This window comes from Sporosarcina sp. OR05 (assembly GCF_041414805.1).
In the GTDB taxonomy this organism is placed as follows: Bacteria; Bacillota; Bacilli; order Bacillales_A; family Planococcaceae; genus Sporosarcina; species Sporosarcina saromensis.
The window spans coordinates 1-20,543 of sequence record NZ_JANKJL010000005.1; the positions used below are offsets into that span (position 1 = coordinate 1).

21 protein-coding genes, 1 tRNA gene and 1 rRNA gene are annotated in these 20,543 nt (G+C 42.0%); 14 read left to right on the forward strand and 9 right to left on the reverse strand.

Annotated features, from left to right (window positions below; all coding sequences use genetic code 11):
• Nucleotides 1–13: 13 nt before the first annotated feature.
• From rrf to tsaD, 6 genes are all read left to right on the forward strand, one after another.
• Nucleotides 14–129, forward strand: a 5S ribosomal RNA gene (rrf, locus tag NRI27_RS09615).
• 104 nt (nt 130–233) lie between these two features.
• Nucleotides 234–309: transfer RNA gene (locus NRI27_RS09620), tRNA-Asp, on the forward strand.
• Nucleotides 310–773: 464 nt separating this feature from the next.
• Nucleotides 774–1,226, forward strand: coding sequence for a tRNA (adenosine(37)-N6)-threonylcarbamoyltransferase complex ATPase subunit type 1 TsaE (gene tsaE, locus NRI27_RS09625; protein ID WP_371390489.1), 453 nt, complete (start codon nt 774–776; stop codon nt 1,224–1,226).
• Nucleotides 1,223–1,930 (forward strand): tRNA (adenosine(37)-N6)-threonylcarbamoyltransferase complex dimerization subunit type 1 TsaB, encoded by a 708-nt coding sequence (gene tsaB, locus NRI27_RS09630; RefSeq protein ID WP_371390490.1) that lies wholly within the window; start codon nt 1,223–1,225, stop codon nt 1,928–1,930. Before tsaE ends, tsaB begins: the two co-directional genes overlap by 4 nt.
• Nucleotides 1,894–2,376 (forward strand): ribosomal protein S18-alanine N-acetyltransferase, encoded by a 483-nt coding sequence (rimI, locus tag NRI27_RS09635; RefSeq protein WP_371390491.1) that lies wholly within the window; start codon nt 1,894–1,896, stop codon nt 2,374–2,376. Before tsaB ends, rimI begins: the two co-directional genes overlap by 37 nt.
• On the forward strand, nt 2,376–3,398 hold the full coding sequence (tsaD, locus tag NRI27_RS09640; RefSeq protein ID WP_371390492.1) for a tRNA (adenosine(37)-N6)-threonylcarbamoyltransferase complex transferase subunit TsaD: 1,023 nt from the start codon (nt 2,376–2,378) through the stop codon (nt 3,396–3,398). The genes rimI and tsaD overlap by 1 nt, the downstream gene beginning before the upstream one ends.
• 320 nt (nt 3,399–3,718) lie before the next feature.
• On the opposite strand, the gene NRI27_RS09645 is transcribed toward tsaD, so the two are convergent.
• Nucleotides 3,719–5,650, reverse strand: coding sequence for an ABC-F family ATP-binding cassette domain-containing protein (locus tag NRI27_RS09645; protein WP_371390493.1), 1,932 nt, complete (start codon nt 5,648–5,650; stop codon nt 3,719–3,721).
• 123 nt (nt 5,651–5,773) lie between these two features.
• Between NRI27_RS09645 and NRI27_RS09650 the strand changes: the two genes are divergently transcribed.
• From NRI27_RS09650 to NRI27_RS09665, 4 genes are all read left to right on the forward strand, one after another.
• A complete protein-coding gene (locus NRI27_RS09650; RefSeq protein ID WP_371390494.1) occupies nt 5,774–6,424 on the forward strand; it encodes a redox-sensing transcriptional repressor Rex in 651 nt (216 codons plus the stop codon).
• Between the two features lie 67 nt (nt 6,425–6,491).
• Nucleotides 6,492–6,686: a twin-arginine translocase TatA/TatE family subunit gene (tatA, locus tag NRI27_RS09655; protein WP_371390495.1), complete on the forward strand. Its 195-nt coding sequence runs from the start codon at nt 6,492–6,494 to the stop codon at nt 6,684–6,686.
• A 17-nt stretch (nt 6,687–6,703) separates the two neighbouring features.
• Nucleotides 6,704–7,516 carry a twin-arginine translocase subunit TatC gene (tatC, locus tag NRI27_RS09660; protein WP_371390496.1) on the forward strand — a complete coding sequence of 271 codons (813 nt, stop codon included), beginning with the start codon at nt 6,704–6,706 and terminating at the stop codon, nt 7,514–7,516.
• A gap of 170 nt (nt 7,517–7,686) precedes the next feature.
• Nucleotides 7,687–8,307 carry a YIP1 family protein gene (locus NRI27_RS09665; RefSeq protein ID WP_371390497.1) on the forward strand — a complete coding sequence of 207 codons (621 nt, stop codon included), beginning with the start codon at nt 7,687–7,689 and terminating at the stop codon, nt 8,305–8,307.
• 58 nt (nt 8,308–8,365) lie between these two features.
• Here the strand turns inward: NRI27_RS09665 and NRI27_RS09670 are convergent, their stop codons facing one another.
• Nucleotides 8,366–9,103 carry a CPBP family intramembrane glutamic endopeptidase gene (locus NRI27_RS09670; protein ID WP_371390498.1) on the reverse strand — a complete coding sequence of 246 codons (738 nt, stop codon included), beginning with the start codon at nt 9,101–9,103 and terminating at the stop codon, nt 8,366–8,368.
• 257 nt (nt 9,104–9,360) lie between these two features.
• Between NRI27_RS09670 and groES the strand changes: the two genes are divergently transcribed.
• The 4 genes from groES (at nt 9,361) to NRI27_RS09690 (ending at nt 13,431) form a co-directional block, all read left to right on the forward strand.
• On the forward strand, nt 9,361–9,645 hold the full coding sequence (gene groES, locus NRI27_RS09675) for a co-chaperone GroES (protein ID WP_371390500.1): 285 nt from the start codon (nt 9,361–9,363) through the stop codon (nt 9,643–9,645).
• 49 nt (nt 9,646–9,694) lie between these two features.
• Nucleotides 9,695–11,326 (forward strand): chaperonin GroEL, encoded by a 1,632-nt coding sequence (groL, locus tag NRI27_RS09680; RefSeq protein WP_317944226.1) that lies wholly within the window; start codon nt 9,695–9,697, stop codon nt 11,324–11,326.
• A gap of 409 nt (nt 11,327–11,735) precedes the next feature.
• Nucleotides 11,736–12,668, forward strand: coding sequence for an ABC transporter ATP-binding protein (locus tag NRI27_RS09685; RefSeq protein ID WP_371390501.1), 933 nt, complete (start codon nt 11,736–11,738; stop codon nt 12,666–12,668).
• Complete coding sequence (locus tag NRI27_RS09690) at nt 12,661–13,431, forward strand: ABC transporter permease (protein ID WP_371390502.1); 771 nt, start codon at nt 12,661–12,663, stop codon at nt 13,429–13,431. The genes NRI27_RS09685 and NRI27_RS09690 overlap by 8 nt, the downstream gene beginning before the upstream one ends.
• A 598-nt stretch (nt 13,432–14,029) precedes the next feature.
• Here NRI27_RS09690 and NRI27_RS09695 read toward each other — a convergent pair.
• The 7 genes from NRI27_RS09695 to NRI27_RS09725 all read right to left on the reverse strand — a co-directional run bounded on the left by NRI27_RS09695 (nt 14,030) and on the right by NRI27_RS09725 (nt 20,341).
• The gene (locus tag NRI27_RS09695) at nt 14,030–14,788 is read right to left on the reverse strand and encodes an AAA family ATPase (RefSeq protein ID WP_371390503.1); all 759 of its coding nucleotides are present in this window, start codon (nt 14,786–14,788) and stop codon (nt 14,030–14,032) included.
• 95 nt (nt 14,789–14,883) lie between these two features.
• A complete protein-coding gene (locus NRI27_RS09700) occupies nt 14,884–15,507 on the reverse strand; it encodes a response regulator (protein WP_371390504.1) in 624 nt (207 codons plus the stop codon).
• A gap of 40 nt (nt 15,508–15,547) precedes the next feature.
• Nucleotides 15,548–16,666, reverse strand: a complete 1,119-nt coding sequence (locus NRI27_RS09705) for a GAF domain-containing sensor histidine kinase (protein WP_371390505.1) — start codon at nt 16,664–16,666, stop codon at nt 15,548–15,550.
• A gap of 35 nt (nt 16,667–16,701) precedes the next feature.
• Nucleotides 16,702–17,049, reverse strand: a complete 348-nt coding sequence (locus NRI27_RS09710; protein WP_317944217.1) for a VOC family protein — start codon at nt 17,047–17,049, stop codon at nt 16,702–16,704.
• A 22-nt stretch (nt 17,050–17,071) separates the two neighbouring features.
• Nucleotides 17,072–18,100, reverse strand: a complete 1,029-nt coding sequence (locus NRI27_RS09715; protein WP_371390506.1) for an S-adenosylmethionine:tRNA ribosyltransferase-isomerase — start codon at nt 18,098–18,100, stop codon at nt 17,072–17,074.
• Nucleotides 18,100–18,816 carry an SDR family NAD(P)-dependent oxidoreductase gene (locus NRI27_RS09720; RefSeq protein WP_371390507.1) on the reverse strand — a complete coding sequence of 239 codons (717 nt, stop codon included), beginning with the start codon at nt 18,814–18,816 and terminating at the stop codon, nt 18,100–18,102. The genes NRI27_RS09715 and NRI27_RS09720 overlap by 1 nt, the downstream gene beginning before the upstream one ends.
• 478 nt (nt 18,817–19,294) lie before the next feature.
• Nucleotides 19,295–20,341: an ATP synthase beta subunit C-terminal domain-containing protein gene (locus NRI27_RS09725; RefSeq protein WP_371390509.1), complete on the reverse strand. Its 1,047-nt coding sequence runs from the start codon at nt 20,339–20,341 to the stop codon at nt 19,295–19,297.
• Nucleotides 20,342–20,543: the final 202 nt, after the last annotated feature.

Consider the following 20,543-nt stretch of genomic DNA (forward strand, 5'->3'; position numbering starts at 1 on the left):
CATCGTTCAATTGTCTGGTGACGATGGCGAAGAGGTCACACCCGTTCCCATACCGAACACGGAAGTTAAGCTCTTCAGCGCCGATGGTAGTAGGGGGCTTCCCCCTGTGAGAGTAGGACGTCGCCGGGCACATCACTTTTTGATAGAACTGTTAGTTGGTTAGAATTGATCATTTACTACTATTTGCAGTTAAAGAACCTCACATTCTATCAAAAGGTATACATATTTAATAAGGTCCCGTGGTGTAGCGGTTAACATGCCTGCCTGTCACGCAGGAGATCGCCGGTTCGATCCCGGTCGGGACCGCCATTTAATTTAAACTTCCAACCGATTGTGGATTTACTCCAGGGTCGGTTTTTTTGTATGTACATATTTCTGAGATTGATCAAATGCTTTGAATTTGTTTGTAATGAAAACGTAGAAAATTGTTTGTTTACAACTGATTGGTTTCTAAAAATAAAAACTTTGTATTACTGAATCATGTATTCGTAAAGAAGAAAAGCAAGTGGATGGACGGATAGTTTATGGGGCCGGATTGATCTAAATACCGCGGGATGGCCTGTTAAAGGCGCGGTTGAATAAGTAGTGTTCAAGGCAGATACTGATCACACCATGTTTCTGTTCATTGGCTGCATTAAACAATAACCGCGACCTGCAGGAAATTGAACGCGATTCACCAAACGGATTCAATTGTTCGCCATCAATTCGCAAAGCTTTTAGAATGACGATATTTTCGGTACACTAGAACAAAGTGGAGAGGAAAGGATCAACTAATGAGGATTGAAATGAATGTTTCCTCTTTGCAGGAAACAGAACAGCTTGCTGAGAAGCTTTCAAATTTGTTGGCACCTCCTGATGTCCTGACATTGGAGGGAGATTTAGGTGCTGGAAAAACTACATTTACAAAAGCGCTTGCGAAAGGGTTAGGGATTACACGGACGGTGAATAGTCCGACCTTTACGATCATTAAGCAATATGAGGGAAAACACCCTCTTAACCATTTGGATGTGTATCGCCTTGCTGAAAGTGACGAGGACCTTGGTTGGGACGAGTTGTTTTTCGGGGATGCAATTAGTATTGTTGAATGGGCGCATTTAATTGAAGAAGATTTACCAAAGGAACGTTTGGGGATTCAACTATTCCATACGGGAGAGACGTCCCGTAAAATAATTTTTACGCCGCTTGGTGAGCGTTATATGAAGATATGTGAGGCGATGACGAAATGATATGGTTAGGAATTGATACGGCCAATACGCCATTGTCCGTTGCAATTGTGAAGGATGGAAACGTCTTAACAGAAGTGAATTCTTCAATGGCGCTCAATCATTCATTGCGTGCGATGCCAGTTATAGAGGAACTTTTTAGGACAGTGCAAATGGAGCCGAAACAATTGGACGCGATTGCTGTTTCAGAAGGCCCGGGATCGTATACAGGCGTGCGAATCGGTGTGACGATTGCGAAGACATTGGCTTGGACGTTGCAAGTACCGCTTGTCGGCGTATCGAGCTTGAAGGCTTTAGCAGCGAACGCTTCCTACTTCCCTGGTGTCATCTGTCCGCTATTTGATGCGCGGCGGAATCATGTATATGCTGGTCTTTATGAAGAAGTGGATGGTTTGATAACCTCTGTACAAGAGGATGGGCATTTTGCGATTGATGAGTTGCTGGATGCTTTAGCAGGTAGAGGCCAACGAGTACTGTTCATTGGAAAAGACGTTGCAATGTATGAAGAAAAAATTAAAGAACGACTGGCCGATTTGGCTGTCATTGCGCCTTTTTCGATGCACCTTCCACGTGCGTCGTCACTTATTTACATGGCGCAGCAATCTGAAGAAAAAGCAGATACACACACATTTACACCGGAGTATCGCCGGATTGCGGAGGCAGAGGCGAATTGGATACAGCAACAACGGAAGGAAAAAGGCTTGTGAATACGACGATTGAGTATAGAAAAATGCGTGTAGAAGACATTCCAGCTGTCGTAGGAATTGAAGAGGAGTCATTCGCGACGCCTTGGACGGAAGAAGTGTTTGCGCACGAAATGAATGGTAATGATTATGCACACTATATTGTGGCCGTACAAGAAGATGAGGTGATCGGGCATTGTGGCATGTGGGTTGTGCTCGATGAATGCCATATTACGAATGTTGCGGTTCGCAAACATATGCGTGGAAATGGCATTGGGGAAGCGTTAATGCGGAAGGCCATTGAACTGTGCAAAGTGAATGAGGTTCGGTTAATGACACTTGAAGTACGTGTTTCGAATGAGACTGCAAAAAACCTCTATCGAAAGTTAGGTTTTCAAGACGGTGGCATACGGAAAAACTATTATACGGACGACCATGAAGATGCGCTCGTCATGTGGGTGGAATTGTAATGAACAAAGATGTCTATGTATTAGGTATTGAAACGAGTTGTGATGAGACGGCCGCTTCCATTGTGAAAAATGGTCGTGAAATCGTCTCGAATGTCGTCGCATCCCAAATCCAAAGTCAGCAACGTTTTGGAGGGGTCGTGCCAGAAATTGCATCACGTCATCATGTCGAGCAAATTACGCTTGTCATTGAAGAGGCATTGAAAGTCGCAAAGATGATGCCAGCGGACTTGGATGCGGTGGCGGTAACAGAAGGACCAGGACTAGTCGGTGCGCTATTGATTGGGATTAATGCGGCAAAAGCGTTTGCGTTTGCAAATGGCTTACCGATTATCGGAGTGCACCATATTGCTGGCCATATTTATGCCAACCAGTTAATGCAACCGATGGAGTTTCCGTTATTAGCCCTCATCGTTTCTGGTGGGCATACGGAGCTAGTCGTCATGGAGAAGCACGGTTCCTTTAAGTTAATTGGAGAAACGCGTGACGATGCGGCAGGAGAAGCATATGATAAGGTCGCACGTGTACTTGGCTTACCGTATCCAGGAGGTCCACAAATTGATAAACTGGCATTGGAAAGCGAAGAGGCAATTGAATTTCCTCGTGCTTGGCTAGAAGCAGATTCTTATGATTTCAGTTTTAGTGGATTAAAGTCCGCGGTCATTAATTATAAACATAATGTAGAACAAAAAGGTGGCTCGGTTATACCTTCTCACGTGGCGGCAGGTTTTCAACAGAGCGTTGTGGACGTGTTGACAGCTAAAACCGTAAGAGCTGCAAAAGAGTACGGTGTAAAGCAAGTCATTGCAGCTGGTGGAGTTGCAGCAAACAAAGGATTGCGCACTTCATTGGAAGCGACATTTAAAGATGCAGGGATTCCGTTTTACGTCCCGCCTATATCGCTATGTACCGATAACGCGGCAATGATTGCAGCTGCAGGAACAGCCATGTTTATTGAAGGCAAAAGAGGTGCAATGGATATGAACGGGAAGCCTGGTATGCAGTTAACTTCATGGAGTGAATAATTGGTGGAAATCGTCGAAATATGACGATTTCCGTTTTTATTTGGTATGAGGCGGTATTCATTTGTCAATAGGGAACGTTCGTACTTATGCACATTTGTTTATAAGTTGTGGATAGTTTTTCGATATATGTGTATACTTGCGCAACTGATGGGATAACTTTGTGGATTAAAAAACATCTTTCTGTGGATAATGTGGATAACTATGTTCATATCCGATTCTATCAATGCTAATCATGTTGATAAGATTGTGGAATAAAAATTGGGGCGTTGTCGAAAAAGAAAAATGCTGTCGAAAGGAATTTCTCCTTCAACAGCAAATTATTATGCTAATAATGTTTCGAGTTCTTCTTGCAAGTTCAACCATTTCTCGGATTGGTTGTCGTGTTCGGTCTGTAACGTATCGATTTGTTGTTGGATGTCCATCAACTTTACATGATCATCCGCATAGTCAGGATTGAGTAATTCGTCTTGGAGCTTACTGATTTCTTCATCCATCGTGGCAAGTGAGGCTTCCACTTCCGCGATTGCTCGTGTTAACCGACGTTCTTGTCGTTTGACTTCTTTATCTTCATCATGTCGTCGGTTTTTTGCAGCGGTTGATTGCTCTGCGATTGCTTTTTCTGCTTTCAATTCTTCAAGTTCGTTTTTCTTTTCAATGAAGTAGTCATAATCACCGAGGTATTCCGTTACACCACTCGGTCCTACATCCACGACTTTGGTTGCTATGCGGTTTATGAAATACCTGTCATGGGAGACGAACAAAATGGTTCCAGGAAAATCATCAAGTGCGTTTTCCAATACTTCTTTGCTGTCGAGGTCCAAGTGGTTTGTCGGTTCATCGAGGACGAGTGTATTGGATTTTAACAACATCAGTTTTGCTAATGAAAGTCGTGCTTTTTCTCCACCGGATAATGAAGTGACGGGTTTATCCACATCTTCGCCTGTGAAGAGGAAACGACCGAGTACGGAGCGCACATCCTTTTCGTTCATCATTGGCCATTCATCCCAAAGTTCGGATAGAACAGTACCGGACCCAATAATGGTCGCTTGGTTCTGGTCATAATAGCCAAACTGCACGTTCGTTCCATAACGGATTGAACCGGCAAGTGGTTCATGTTTTTTGACAATTGTTTTCAACAATGTCGACTTTCCGATTCCGTTTGGACCAATAATCGCAATTCGATCGCCTTTATACGCATGCATGTGAATGTGCTGTGACACAGGATTTCCATTATAGCCAACCGCAATGTTTTCCAACGTCAAAACATCATTTCCGCTTGGTCGATCGATCGAGAAGGAAAAACTGGCGGACTTTTCGTCTCCGTCAGGCGAATCCATCCATTCGGTCCGCTCCAAAAGTTTACGTCGGCTTTTTGCCATTTTAGACGTAGAGGCACGAGCGATGTTCCGTTGAATGAAATCTTCCAACTTGGCCCGTTCACTCGATTCACGCTCAAACAGTTTTTTATCCCGCTCATAATTCTTCGCTTTTTCATCCAAGTATGCACTATAGTTCCCTGTATACTTCGTCACTTTACGTCTGGAAACTTCATAGACAATTGTCACGATTTGATCGAGGAAGTACCGGTCATGCGAAACAATTAGGATGGCCCCTTCATAAGAAACAAGGTATTTTTCCAACCAGCCTAATGTCTCGATGTCCAAATGGTTCGTCGGCTCGTCCAAAATAAGCAAATCCGGTTTCGTTAACAACATCTTAGCAAGAGCGAGTCGTGTCTTTTGCCCACCGGACAATAAATTTACAGCTTTCTCATAGTCTTCCGGATAGAAACGCATGCCGTGCAGCACAGAGCGCATATCCGATTCGTATTGATAGCCTCCGCAATCTTTGAATTCGATTTGGAGGGCATCGTACTCTTTCATGACGCGGTCGTATTCCATGCTGTTCTCATAAACGGCAGGGTCGGCCATTTGCATTTCAAGTTTGCGCAGTCTCGTTTCCATCTCTTGAAGGGGTTTAAACACGGTCAACATTTCTTCCCAAATCGTCAGCGGTGAGTCAATACCGGCATGTTGTTCGAGGTAACCGACTTGAATTCCTTTCGGCATGTTCAATTCGCCCGAATCAGCGGACATTTCACCAGCGATGATTTTTAATAACGTCGACTTGCCGGCACCATTTCTTCCGACAAGTGCTACACGGTCACGATGTTGCACTTCAAGTCGTACGTTTTCTAATATGTCAGTTCCTGAAAAGGATTTCGTTACACCATTCACTTGTAAAACAATCATCTCTCACACCTCTATTCTCTTTAAGTGTAATCGAATGGACAAGGCGGTGCAACGGTCGACTTTACAGGAGCGGGCTTGTGCTGTACGATAGAATCGGTTGAATGTATGCACAGGAGGAAGAAAATGTCTGAAGTCACCCCGAAAATCCCACAGGCAACGTCGAAACGGTTGCCATTGTATTATAGATTCCTGCAAAATTTCGCAAATGCAGGGAAGAAACGCGTTTCTTCTAGCGAATTAAGTGAAGCGATGAAAATTGATGCGGCGACCATACGTCGTGACTTCTCCCATTTTGGCGCGCTTGGCCGCAAAGGATATGGGTATGATGTCCATCATCTGCTTACATTTTTCCGTCAGACACTTGATCAAGATGAAGAGACGGATGTTGCCTTGATTGGTGTAGGAAGTCTAGGGAATGCATTGCTTAAATACAACTTCCAAAAAAACCATAATACACGCATCGTCATTGCTTTTGATTCGAAAGCGCCGAATGACGGGAAGTTGATAAGCGACATCCCTGTATTCCATCCTGATATGATTGAGGAAAAAATTAAAGAATTAGGCATTAATCTTGTGATCTTAACATTGCCTTCTAGGGCTGCTCAAGAGATGGCGGATCGATTAGTGAAGATCGGTGTGAAGGGTATCCTAAACTTTACGCCAGTTCGGTTGGATGTCCCGCGGTGGATGCATGTCCATACAATTGATTTATCTGTAGAGCTCCAATCGCTGATTTACTTCATTAAAAATGACGTAAAAGATTCACAATTATAATTGGTTTGTTAATAGTAATACTGGCGTTTTTCATGTAGAATAGACACATATGAAGGAGGTGTCCGAAATGGCTCCAGGAGTAACTAGTTTAATCATTATCGCAATCATTGCTTTGCTCATTTTTGGACCGAAGAAGTTGCCAGAAATCGGAAAAGCATTCGGCTCTTCATTACGCGAATTCAAATCAGCAACAAAAGGACTTGTATCTGATGATGACGATTCCGTCAAAAAAGTAGAAGACAAGAAAAAAGACGTGCAATAAGTAAGGATGTCTGTCCGATGAACGAAAAAAATTTAACAGTCATTGAACATATAGATGAAATTAGAAAACGGCTGATGGTAATCGTCGTTTTCTTTGTTATTGCAGTGATTGGAAGCTTCTTTCTCGCCAAACCGATTATCCAGTTTGTGCAATTCAATGCCGAAGATAGCGGCCATTTGACGGAAAACAGCTTTCACGCCTTCACTGTCATCGATCCGATTGCCATTTACTTAAAGGTGATCATCTTTTTAGCCATCATTATCATTTCTCCGATTATTATGTATCAGTTTTGGGCGTTCATATCGCCAGGACTTCATGAAACGGAACGAAAAGTGACATTAAGCTATATTCCATTTGCTTTTGCATTGTTCCTAATTGGTATCGGTTTTTCCTATTTCGTTCTGATGCCGTTTGTTATGAACTTCATGAGTAATTTGGCGGCTGACCTAGGCATTACACAAACAATTGGTATTAATGAATACTTTACGTTCCTGTTCCAGATTCTTATTCCGTTCGGGATTGTCTTTCAATTGCCGATCGTATTACTGTTCTTGTCGAGGCTCGGCATTTTGGATCCCGTACATTTGGTGAAAATAAGGAAAGTGGCGTACTTTACCTTGTTCGTTATTGCTGCGTTCATTACACCGCCCGATATTATGTCGCATTTATTAGTAACTGTGCCATTGTTCGCGCTGTATGAAATTAGTATTCTGATTTGCCGTGTCGGGTACAAGAAGTATTTGAAAGCCGAAAAGAAGCGGAAGCTAGAAGAAATTAAAGCGGAACAACAGCGACAAATCGATGAAGTCATGGGGAACTTAGAAAAATAAACTCCTTTCATCCGTCCTCTGCTATTTACGAGGGCGGTTTTTTAGCGCTCAAAAATTAGCTGACATGAAACAAATACGCAAGGATAAACGTAAGTAGTAATGAATGAATAAACGGATGGTCTTTTAAAGACATCCAATCATATACATAAGATGGAAAAGGAGGCGTTTGTATGAATCCTATCATGTCGATTTGGACTCAACCGACGAAGACGTTGGCGTATATTTTAGAGCATAAGACAATCGGGTATGGATTTCTCATTTTTGCACTTTATTCGATAAGTGCAGGAATGGTTTCCTCGGCAGGTACAGGGTTATTTTCGGGACTTCCATTAGGAATCATTGTCCTGTTAGGGATTGTGAGCACCTTTATCGGCTCAATCATCGGGTGGTTGATCGGTGCGGCAATGTATACGTGGGTAGGGAAATGGCTTGGTGGAAAAGGGACGTTTTCGGATATGGCGCGTTTATTTCCTGCCTTTTCATTACTCATGATTTGGCTCGCACCGATGCATTTAGCGATGGTCGTTATGTATGGACCAGAACTGTTTGATACACCGACCTCTCAATTTGCCTTTACGAATTTACCGATTGGTGTGTATTTGTTAACGAACGTTGTAACGTTAGCAATTGGAATTTATGGTGTGGTCATAACGTGTAAGGGAATTGGCCTTGTTCACGGATTCTCGGCAATGCGTGGATTTGGCGTCATTCTTATTATCATCGCTATTGGAGTGCTTCTGGCGATCGTATTGGCGTTCGCTTTCTCGGCGATGCTGTTTTCAATCATTTAACGATAAATGTTGGTGAGTAAAAACCGAGCAACCCGTTATAGTTGGTTGCTCGGTTTTATTAGTGAAAGAATATCGCTAGTGCTTGTTTCGTATTTTGCAGCTGTAAGAGTTTATCGGCATTTAATTGAACAATCATGACAAAGCCGTTCATGAGGAAATGGGCAATCATCGGCGTCCAGATCCGTTTTGTATGGTAATAAATAAACGAAAAGACGATGCCTGGTGCCATATAGATGAGCGTGTGTTCTGGTTCTCCATGAACGAGCGCGAAGATCACACCACTAAGGATGGCCGCAATCCAAAAGTTCGTTTTTGTATAAATGCTTCCGAAAATGACTCTTCTGAACACAAGCTCTTCTAGTAGCGGTGCGAAGATGACGATCGGGATTATGATAATGGAGGAAGCTTTTGCAATTGTGCTTAGCATGGCGGTATTATCAGAACCCGGCTCTATGCCAAGACCAAACTCAATTGCTCCGGCAATCATTTGCCCTGCCATTGCCATGAAAAAGCCGAGGACTCCCCAAAGGATTGATTTACCGATTGACGCTTGCTTGCCTTTCTTGAAGATGTTCCAGAAACGTTTGTTTCGTGTTGTCATGAACAAGATGAATGGGGCAGCTATCATATTGGAGATGAAAAGTGCCCACGCGACCGCATTTAATCTTGCTAGCTCAATCTCTTGCCCAGCTGTCGTATGAAAATAGGTGAAGAAACTTTTACTAATTGGGATACTGACGAGTTGCATGGCGATATATAAGAGGATGATCCATACATTGATTTTCCAGTTTTTCATGTGCAACTTCCTTTCTTCTGATGTCCATTTTAGCGGTTTCATACTAGTTTAGCAAAGAGAAAACATAGCCAAGATAAGGTTTCATTTATATTGGACAGGCGAGGTGTAAAGAAAGTTCACGAGCGGAAAAATTATCTAAAAAACAGCAAGTATTTCACTTGCAATTAGTGGGCAACTTGATTATGATAATAAATGTATTAGCACTCGTGCTTACTGAGTGCTAAAAAGAAGATAACATATCGAGGAGGGTGTTTCACTTGTTGAAACCATTAGGTGACCGTATCGTAATCGAACTGATCGAAGCAGAAGAAAAAACGTCAAGCGGTATTGTACTACCGGATTCTGCGAAAGAAAAACCGCAAGAAGGTAAAGTAGTTGCGGCAGGTACTGGACGAGTTCTTGAAAACGGACAGCGCGTTGAGCTGGAAGTGAAAGAAGGCGACCGCATCATCTTCTCAAAATATGCTGGAACTGAAGTGAAATATGAAGGCAATGAATATTTAATCCTGCGTGAAAGCGACGTTCTAGCAATTATCGGCTAAGTCATACGCTTATAAAAGAAAACACGAAAAATCAGGAGGGAATTCATAAATGGCTAAAGAAATTAAATTTAATGAAGACGCACGTAGCGCAATGCTTCGTGGTGTAGATACACTTGCAGATGCTGTTAAAGTAACACTTGGACCAAAAGGACGTAACGTTGTTCTTGAAAGAAAATTCGGTTCACCGCTCATTACAAATGACGGTGTAACGATTGCAAAAGAAATCGAACTTGAAGATGCATTCGAAAACATGGGTGCAAAACTTGTTGCAGAAGTTGCTTCTAAAACAAACGAAATCGCTGGTGACGGTACAACGACTGCGACGGTTCTAGCGCAAGCGATGATCCGTGAAGGATTGAAAAACGTAACAGCTGGTGCGAACCCTGTCGGTATCCGTAAAGGGATCGAGCAAGCGGTTGCGACTGCAGTGGAAGAACTAAAAGGCATTTCCGATGAAATCGAAAGCAAACAAGAAATCGCACAAGTTGCGGCTATTTCTTCTGGTGACGAAGAAGTTGGAGAATTGATCGCTGAGGCAATGGAGCGCGTTGGCAACGACGGTGTCATTACGCTTGAAGAATCAAAAGGCTTCACGACTGAGCTTGACGTCGTAGAAGGTATGCAATTCGACCGTGGTTATGCTTCTGCATACATGGCGACAGATACAGACAAAATGGAAGCGGTTCTCGACAACCCTTACATTCTAATTACAGATAAGAAGATTTCAAATATCCAAGAAATCCTTCCAGTTCTTGAGCAAGTCGTTCAACAAGGTAAGCCGTTGTTGATGATTGCGGAAGACGTAGAAGGTGAAGCACTTGCAACACTTGTTGTAAACAAACTTCGTGGTACGTTCAACGCTGTTGCTGTTAAAGCACCAGGCTTCGGTGACCGTCGTAAAGCTATGCTTGAAGACATCGCAATCCTAACAGGCGGAGAAGTGATTACAGAAGATTTAGGTCTAGACTTGAAATCTGCTGATATCACGCAACTTGGTCGCGCTGCGAAAGTCGTTGTCACAAAAGACAACACGACAATCGTTGAAGGAAATGGCGATGCAGATGCAATCGCATCACGTGTTGGCCAAATCCGTGCACAACTTGAAGAGTCAACGTCTGAATTCGACAAAGAGAAGCTACAAGAGCGCCTTGCGAAATTGGCTGGCGGCGTAGCAGTTATCAAAGTCGGCGCAGCAACTGAAACAGAATTGAAAGAGCGTAAACTTCGCATTGAAGACGCATTGAACTCTACACGCGCGGCTGTTGAAGAAGGAATCGTATCCGGTGGTGGTACAGCGCTTGTTAACGTTTATACAAAAGTTGAAACACTTCTTGAAGGTGTAGAAGGCGACGTCGCAACAGGCGTGAAAATCGTTCTTCGTGCACTTGAAGAACCAGTTCGCCAAATCGCAACAAATGCTGGTCTTGAAGGCTCAATCGTTGTCGATCGCCTCAAGCGCGAAGAAGTTGGCATCGGCTTCAACGCAGCAAACGGCGAGTGGGTCAACATGGTTCAAGCGGGTATCGTAGATCCAACAAAAGTAACACGCTCTGCACTCCAAAACGCAGCATCTGTTGCAGCAATGTTCCTATCAACAGAAGCAGTAGTTGCAGACATCCCAGAACCAGCTGGCGCAGGTGGCGGAATGCCTGATATGGGCGGAATGGGTGGAATGATGTAATAAATTCTCTACCCCCTTGTACTATCAAGGTGTAGAGAACTATTCATCAACACCAAATAAATCACTCAAAATCAAGAAGGTCTTTCATTAATTCATTGAATTGGTGAAAGGCCTTTTTCTAGTAAATAGTAATTGAACTGAATTCTAAAGAACGTCTTGTTTGGCAGAGTTGTTTAGTTTGATCATTATATTTTCCAAATTTATTCTTATAGTAGGGAAGATTCCTTTTTTATTGTTCCGTATTAAACAGAATAGAGAGGTGCATCAATGAATGGTTTTTTTCTGATGAGACAGGGAAGTTAATATGTAGAAAATGTATACATAAAGCCTTACTAATGAGAGGAGTGGTATACTAGCAAATAGCTATTTACATGCAGCTGATTAAAAAGATGGTTAGGAGATAAAAGGAATGACATACGCAATAGAAATAAAAGAACTAAAAAAAGTCTATACGGGCGGTGTCGAGGCTTTGCGTGGCATCGATTTGAAAGTAGCGGAAGGAGACTTCTACGCTCTCTTGGGGCCTAACGGAGCCGGCAAATCTACGACGATCGGGATTGTGACATCCCTCGTCAATAAGACATCAGGAAAAGTTCATGTCTTCGGCTATGATATGGACACGCACTTAATGCAGGTCAAGCTGCAGATCGGTCTGGTTCCTCAAGAGTTCAACTTTAGTCCTTTTGAAACGGTCCAGCAGATTGTGTTGAACCAGGCGGGATATTATGGCGTGCCAAGGAAAGAGGCATTGAAGCGCAGCGAAAAGTACTTGAAGCAGTCAGATTTATGGGAGAAAAGAAATGTACAATCACGGATGCTTTCTGGAGGGATGAAACGTCGTCTAATGATTTCACGCGCCTTGATGCATGAACCGCGTCTACTCATTCTGGATGAGCCGACGGCTGGTGTGGACATTGAATTGAGACGAGAAATGTGGACGTTTTTGAAAGAGTTGAATGAAAACGGCACGACGATTATTCTGACAACGCATTACTTGGAAGAAGCGGAGATGTTGTGCCGCAACATTGGTATTATTCAAAATGGACAGCTGATTGAAGATACCAGTATGAAATCATTGCTGGCTAAACTCCAGTATGAAACCATTATTTTAGATATCGAATCTTCCGGACGGGTGCCGGTAATCAAAGGCTATAAAAGTGAACTCTTGGACGAAGGATCGCTTTCTGTGGAGGTAGCGCGTGATCAAGGGATCAACGAAGTATTTAGCCAATTGACAGAACAAGGAATTAAAGTATTGTCCATGCGCAACAAGTCTAATCGATTAGAAGAGTTATTTTTAAAACTTACAGAAGAAACAGCAGTGGGGGATACACATGTTTAAACTATATTTTACAGCATTAAAAGGCTTGTCAGTCAAAGAAACGAACCGCTATCTTAGGATATGGGTCCAAACATTGGTCCCACCGGTCATTACAACTTCCTTGTACTTTATCATTTTCGGGAATTTGATTGGTAAACGGATTGGCGAGATGGAAGGATTCTCCTACATGGAGTTTATAGTCCCGGGATTGATTATGATGTCAGTCATCACGAGTTCCTACTCAAATGTCTCGTCCTCATTTTTTTCACAAAAGTTTCAAAAGAACATTGAAGAACTATTAGTTGCCCCTGTACCGACTCATATTATTATCTGGGGCTTTGTGATTGGAGGAATGGGAAGAAGTATTTTGGTGGGTATACTGGTCACGATTATTTCTCTGTTTTTTGTTCCGTTGCAAGTCTACTCATGGGGCATTGTCGTCTTGACGCTTTTGATGACTTCTATTTTGTTCTCTTTGGCAGGACTGTTAAACGGTATTTTTGCAAAATCATTTGACGACGTGTCGATTGTTCCTACGTTTATTCTTCAGCCGTTGACCTATTTAGGCGGCGTGTTTTTTGCAATCTCGATGCTTCCTCCGTTTTGGCAGCTAGTATCACAGTTCAACCCGATTGTTTATATGATATCAGGATTCCGATTTGGGATTCTTGGTGTAACCGACGTTCCGATTGTATTCTCTGTTCTCATTTCATTTGTCTTTATCATTTCTCTTTATGCAATCAATTGGTATCTGATTGAAAAAGGCCGTGGGCTGAGAAGCTGACATCTTTTGTGCTCACTCCATAACCTCTTACAATCAATGATAATTGCAAATGAACTTAGTCATTAAAATCAGTGCCTGTGCAAGGTTGAATTCAGTTAATTCACTACAATTGCATATACATACAAATTAATTGAATTAACATGAATGTTTCTGGCACAGGCACCTTCACACAAAGCGGAAGCGCTTGGTCAATCCTGACAAGCGTAAGACGTTTTACATGAATAAAAAAGAACGGATCCAATGTCTGTATAGGGATCCGTTCTTTTTCAATTTTGCTAGGCATTTCTTTCAAGATACTTGCTTAGCATTCAATCTTTTGATTTTACTCTTATAAAAGGTAAGCCAAGTAAAGAAAACCAGCCAAGTCCCTGTAGTGTACGTCAAACTAATATAGACCCCAGGAATATCGGTCAAAAACAAAAGTAAAGAGGCAACTACGAACGAAGGAAGCATAATAATTAGCCATGTTTGAAGTACGGGATTTTTTAAACTCACCTCAAAACGTTTTTCTATAGTATTCACACTCCACTCTATTGTTATTTGTAGTATTACATATATTGTAACAAATATATATTATTGTGAGTGAGATAGTGATGATTTATTCTTCAAAAAGATGATGCAACATTCGATCGCGGTTCTCAAAGAATTGCTTCATAATCGAGTAGTGTTCCGTTTCTTCCAATGTTGTTTCGTACACTCCATCTTCGGTGATTTGCATAATGGTGGAAAGCGGATGTGCCATGACGATTGGTGAGTGGGTGGAGATGATGAACTGAGATCCATCCTTTACAAGCTGGTCGATACGGGAGAGTAATGACAGTTGGCGCAGTGGGGAAAGTGCTGCTTCCGGTTCGTCCAAAATATACAGTCCTTTCCCTCTAAAACGCTCTCTGAATACAGCGAAGAACGATTCTCCATGGGATTGCTCGTGCAGTGACAAGCCTCCAAAAGAATCGATAATTTTGGGACCACGTACTGGCTCTTTGTCCAGTTCTTCGATGGAAGTTGCTACATTATAAAACGTCTCGGCTCTGAAGAAAAAATGATCCCTTGCACGTTCCGTCCCCTTTACAAGACGAAGGTGCTCATCTAGCTCCGAATGTGAGTCATAACTAGAAAAATTGAAATTCATCGTTCCGCCTTCAGGGTTGAAACCATATGCAATTGCGATCCCTTCAAGAAGTGTTGACTTGCCCATGCCATTTTCTCCGATAATATAGGTGATGTTCGGATGAAGGGGTAGTTCGTGCATGTTCTTGATGAAGGGAAGGGTGAACGGGAATTTCCCATGCTTAATCTGTTCTCGTTTTAATTGTACGGATCTTATGTATTGGGAGTTTGCAGTTAGTAAAGACAATGCCTTTTCCCCCTTTCATTTCGTATAGTTACGTGAGCTATCGAAAGCAGTCTTAACATTGTTGCATCGTGTATGTTCTAATTACATTATCAATCTCATTGTAACCTATGTTTAACCGCATATAGCGCTGCTTGGGTCCTATCGGCAAGTCCCAGTTTAGCCAATATGCTAGAGACATGAGTTTTGACGGTTTTTTCGGTAATGAACAGGGAAGAGGCGATTTCTTTGTTACTTTTTCCCTTTGCAATTTCTTTTAATACATCCAGCTCTCTTTTGGTTAAAGCATCCACTACTATTTTATTGGAGAAGTTATTAACGACATGTGATGTCGCTTTCGGGTGCAATTGATTTTCCCCGTTCATCATTTTTTTCAAAACAGTTACGAGCTCATCAGGTTGAATATCTTTTAATTGGAACCCAGCGGCACCAGCTTCCAGTGCAAGGATGACATGATCTTGATCGGAAAAACTCGTTAACATCATAATTTTTATCTCAGGATGTTCTTGTTTGATGATTTTTGTTGCCTCAATTCCATCCATCTCGGGCATGACTAAATCCATTAAAATAATGTCCGGTTTTAATGAATTGGCAAGTTGTACGGCTTCTTTTCCATTGGAGGCTTCACCTACAATGTCGAGATCCTGTTGAGTTCGAAAAAAGAATACAAGTCCTTTTCGGACGACATGATGGTCATCAACGATCAATACACGTATACTCACTAGTTTTACCTCCTTCAGACGAAATCAGAGAATCTTTCACTTAAAGCGGAATCACAATTTGAATTTCTGTCCCGCTCCCGAGCCTGCTTGTTAACTGGAAACGGCCATTTAATGCTTCAGTACGGGTTTTCATATTTCGTAAGCCTAATGATAGAATAAAAGAGTTTTCCTCATAACGGAAGCCGCATCCTGCATCTTTAATGCTCATCATCACTTGATTTTCATCAACATATAAAGAAAGAGCTACGTCATTTGTATTAGCATGTTTTTTACAGTTTGCTAGTGCCTCTTGTCCGATTCGCCACAGTGCTTCTTCAACTTTACTAGGAAGACTCACTGCTCCTGACATTTTTGCTTGAATGGACAGGCCAATCATTTCTGCATAACTACTCAGCGCACTTACTAAGCCATTTTCAAGTCCTTGTGGTTTTAATTGCCAGATTAGCGCTCGCATTTCCCCTAGTGCCTCTTGGCTTAAATCTTGTATGTAGCTGAATGTTTGCTTTACCTCATCCACTGTTGTCATTTCAACACCCGCTCTTGCAGTAAGGCTAAGGGAGAATAGAAGCTGATTAACGGAATCATGGAGATCTCTTGCCAATCGGTTCCGCTCGGAAATCAAGGCAATCTCTTGTTCTCGGTTTGTAAGCTTTATGCGCTTTAAAGCGGTCCCTATTTGGAAAGCGACCGCTTCAAGTAAAGCAAGCTCATTCTTTTGAAAATGTGTTTTGTTAGGAGAAGCGACATTTAAGATGCCAAACTGTTCCTCTCCAGCTCGTAGCGGAACAGTTGCATGATGGGTAAGCCCGCAAGTGTTGCCAGCCTCATCTGCTAAGGCATCCTCAATTCGTTTACATTCGATAATATTAGTAGCTTTCTTCAATGTGTGATTGTTGTATTTGCTTACACACCAGCAATCACCCTGACACATTCTTTGTTTGTTGTTGTTGGCTAAAGCAGGTGGTAGAGCAACATCCGCTACAAGTTGTTGCATACCATGTTCATTTACTAAAAAAATCCAACCTGTCTGTAGTCCTGTTACGTGAAGAAGTTTTTTTAAAACGCCAGAGAGAATCGTTGTCGTATCCGTACCTTCATTTAATAGTTCTGCAATTTCTTTTAAAATGGTTAACTCTTCATACTTAGCATCTCCGGACATCTCAAGTCCCTCCAGCATTGTTTACTTATAAGTTATTATAGCGTATTTCCAATTTGAATGAACTCGATGATTTCTCGATTTGGTCCCTCGTAAAAGACAGTTTGCCACCCGTTTTCCAGCTCATAAGGACCTTCCAGCTTTTGAGTACGATGAAATTGGTTCATTACTTCGTGAAGATTGGGTACCTCAAAACAAATATGAACTGTTCTCACGTCTTCTTGCGATTCAATTAACTCTAGCCTGTAATCCTTCGAGCCTAGAAAAACAATGTCCTCATTCATAAAAGAGAAGCGGGTTTCAATTTCAAGATTGAGAAGCTGTTGATAAAATGCCATAGATTTTTCGAGATTCGTAACTTCTAACCCGACATGATGAAAACGCATAGGCGCCTCCTTCTAAGTTCAATCAAATAATCAAATTCATATCCCCGAATTCATGCCAGAGGTAGCGAGATGTTATCGCTTCGTTATAGGCACATCGTAAATGCTGTTCCGATACAAAAGCAGTGAGCATTTCTAAGTGACTAGCTTTTGGCTCGTGGAGACCCGTAATCATTCCGTCCACTATTTTCAACGGAGTATGGTGATTGATGTAAAGATTTGTTGTGCCGGAAAGTACGTTATTATGCGCAACAGTCTCAAGAGCACGAACGACCGTTGTACCTACTGCAACAATTCGTTTTCCAGAGGCTTTCGTTTCGAGAATCCTTTGCATTGTGCGTTCGGAAATGTAATATTCTTCAGGTTGATCTTCTGGTGTTGATTCGTACTCGTCATCGAGTAAGTAGCTCAATCCAGTATGCAGTTGGATATAATCAATCTGGACTCCACCTTGCATTAACGCAAAGAGGAGTTCCCAGCTAAAGGCTCTACCAGCGGATGGCATTTCGACGGAGCCCGGATGACTGCCAAATACGGTTTGATAGCAATCTAATGCCCATGGCTCGTTAATATATTCGTAGCGTATCGGTTCGCCGAGAAAATAGATATCATGGAATAAATCCGTTCCTTTCTTTGAAAACTGAATGGTTTTTAATGGCGAATGCTCCTTGTTGGCGACAACGGTGGCCGATAACTCAGATGAAAACTGTATGTTATCGCCTATGTTAACGGAGTTTGCGATGAGTAACGCATCCCATGTATCTTCAGTCCGACGTCTTGCCAAACGAACTTCAATTTGTGCTGCCAGTTCTGTTGAGTTCCTTATCCACGTTCCTTTTAACACGGCAGGTATCGTGCGGCTATTATTTAGAATGACTAGATCACCAGATTGAAGATAGTTCGGTAAATGATTGAATCGGTCATGGCGAACTTCACCTGTTGTCCGATCGAGTACCATCATCCTTACATGATCTCTTCTCATCCCCCTTTTTTCAGGGGGATGAGAGGCATTTAATTCATCAGGAAGGTGGAAGTCTAGTGACTGAACGGCCATCAAGATTCACCTTCTGACTGTGCTTCAAATCGTTTTCCACTAATTCCTTCAGAAGTAGCGGATGCCAAGTATAGAAAAACATCCACGACATCTTCTGGTTCTGCTAAAGGATAATCGCAATCAGGCACCGCTAAACGATGCATTTCTGTATTCATCTCTCCAGGGTCTACCATGTTTACCCGTACATTTGTCTCGCTTAACTCATCTGCCCATGTTTCGGTAAGACCTTCAATCGCGAATTTCGAGATACCATAGGCTCCCCAGCCCGCATAACCCGTATTGCCCGCTTCGGAAGTTACATTAATAATTGACCCGTTGTTTCGCTCAAGCATGCCTGGAATCACTCTTCTCGTTACTAAAAAAGTGGAATTGACATTCACCTTTACTACCTCTGCAAAATCTTCTTCAGGATAGTCAAGAAGCATAGGCATCGGACTTGGCCCTAGAATCGAAGCGTTATTAATCAATACATCAATCTGACCGAAGGCACTCTCTGTTGTTGCGACAAACCGTTCCACATCCCTAGCATTCGATACATCAGCCGTAATGGCCAACACATCTACACCGAAAGCCTCGGCTTCTTTTTTTACCATCTGCAAACTTTCCTCAGATCTCGCACAAATTGCGAGTTTTGCGCCTTCCTTTGCAAACGCGATTGTTAACGCCCTTCCTAAACCTCTAGATGCTCCTGTAATCAGTACTACTTTATTTTTCATATGATATACTCTCCTTTATCTCTTGCTATCTAAAGTATATCGACGAGAATTCGGGTTCACCTCGTAGAAAAGCTTGAACTTTTCTACGACTTTTGATGGAGGGAAACGGTTTGGCGTGAGAAGCGATACAACTAGTAAAATACGTTAGTCTATTAAGGGGAAACTAAGTTGAGAAAATTATTAAGTTGAATCTAGGTAGGGGAAGCTGAAGTTAATGCACCACACGCAGGAGTCAAGCTTGTGTATGAGAGGACCACATAAATGATATAAAAAGTGAGCTATTTACCTGTCCAAGCACAGATTATTAAATCTCTTCTTTAACATGCTAGTAGAATTCTAATGGAAAAAAAGCAACCACATTAATTTCAATGAATGGCTGCTTGTGAACACGATAATATAGTTTTCATCTTGTGTTATTAGAAGGTCTATTTTCATTAAGCTGATTGAGTTTCCGAATAAAACTCTCAAGCATTAACTATCATTTCCCTACATACAACAACTCTTCAACATCTTTCGTATCCATGGCTCCATCCAAAATCGCTTGCACACCTTTTAACGTTTCTTGTAATGAAACTGACTCACCTTTTTTTCCTGTGAATTCTTCTGCTACATAAAAGGGTTGAGTCATGTAGGCTTCTAAACGTTCTCCACGTTTATATGTTTGTAATTCAGCGGCGGGTAGTTTCTCAATGCCGTTTACGTTTACTAAGGAGCGTAATTCTCTGTATCGTCGAAGTAGTTTTTGAGCTCTTTGTTGGATGAAAAAGTGATTTTGATCCATATGTGCGCCTTCCAGTACGGAAGAAGTTGAACTGATTGGATCTACCGCAGGGTAGCAATGACGAGCGGATAAATCTGCATCGAACTGCCAAAGAGTTTCAAGTGGACCAAACGGAAGATCTTCATCCATAACATCTCCAGTCAAATCCAGTAAAAACGTTGTGATAGAATCCATTCCAATTTGTTGTAGCCGTTCTTGCATTTCATAGATTTGTCCAGACACGACATGACTTCTATCCGCTGCGAAGGCGATTTCATTTTCGACACCCAACGAAGCAATCTTTTCGTACGTTTCTTCAATCGATTGTGTTGTCATTTCCGTGTTCTCTAGGACATCTGACAGCTCGGGATAGTCACCTTTAGGCAGTAGCAAGATGGTAGTAAATCCTTCATTCTTTAGTCTAAAGAACAATTCACTCAGCACGACAAGTTGCCCCATGTTTTTGCGTGCGACTAAACCAACTGTACCGCCTTTTGCTAATGGTGCAAACAAATCCAACGTCTTAATCTTCGTTTCGATCATTTCCATCTTCTCCCCTCTGATAATCAATTCATCCAAACTGCAACCTGCTAAATCAGCTAACGCAACAAGCGTACGTACTTCGGATTTGCCGACAGAAATCTTCCCTGTGCAAAGGTTAGACACCGTTGCTGCTCGCAAGCCAATCGCTTTCGCGGCGCTTGTTAGATTTGGTACTCTCCTTCTAAGTAGAGAAACATTTAAGCGTAAATTGTCATCACTCAACTAAACACACCTCCTATTACTTTATATAGTAATTTAAATTACAGATAAAATCAATACTAAATTACTCTATACCGTAATTTATATTACAAGTTATATATAGTTATAAATTAATTATAAGCACGGTCATTTTATACTTAGTATAATAAAAAATGCCACCGCTTTACTTAGCGATGGCATCGAGATGTGTTTTTATCATCGAAGA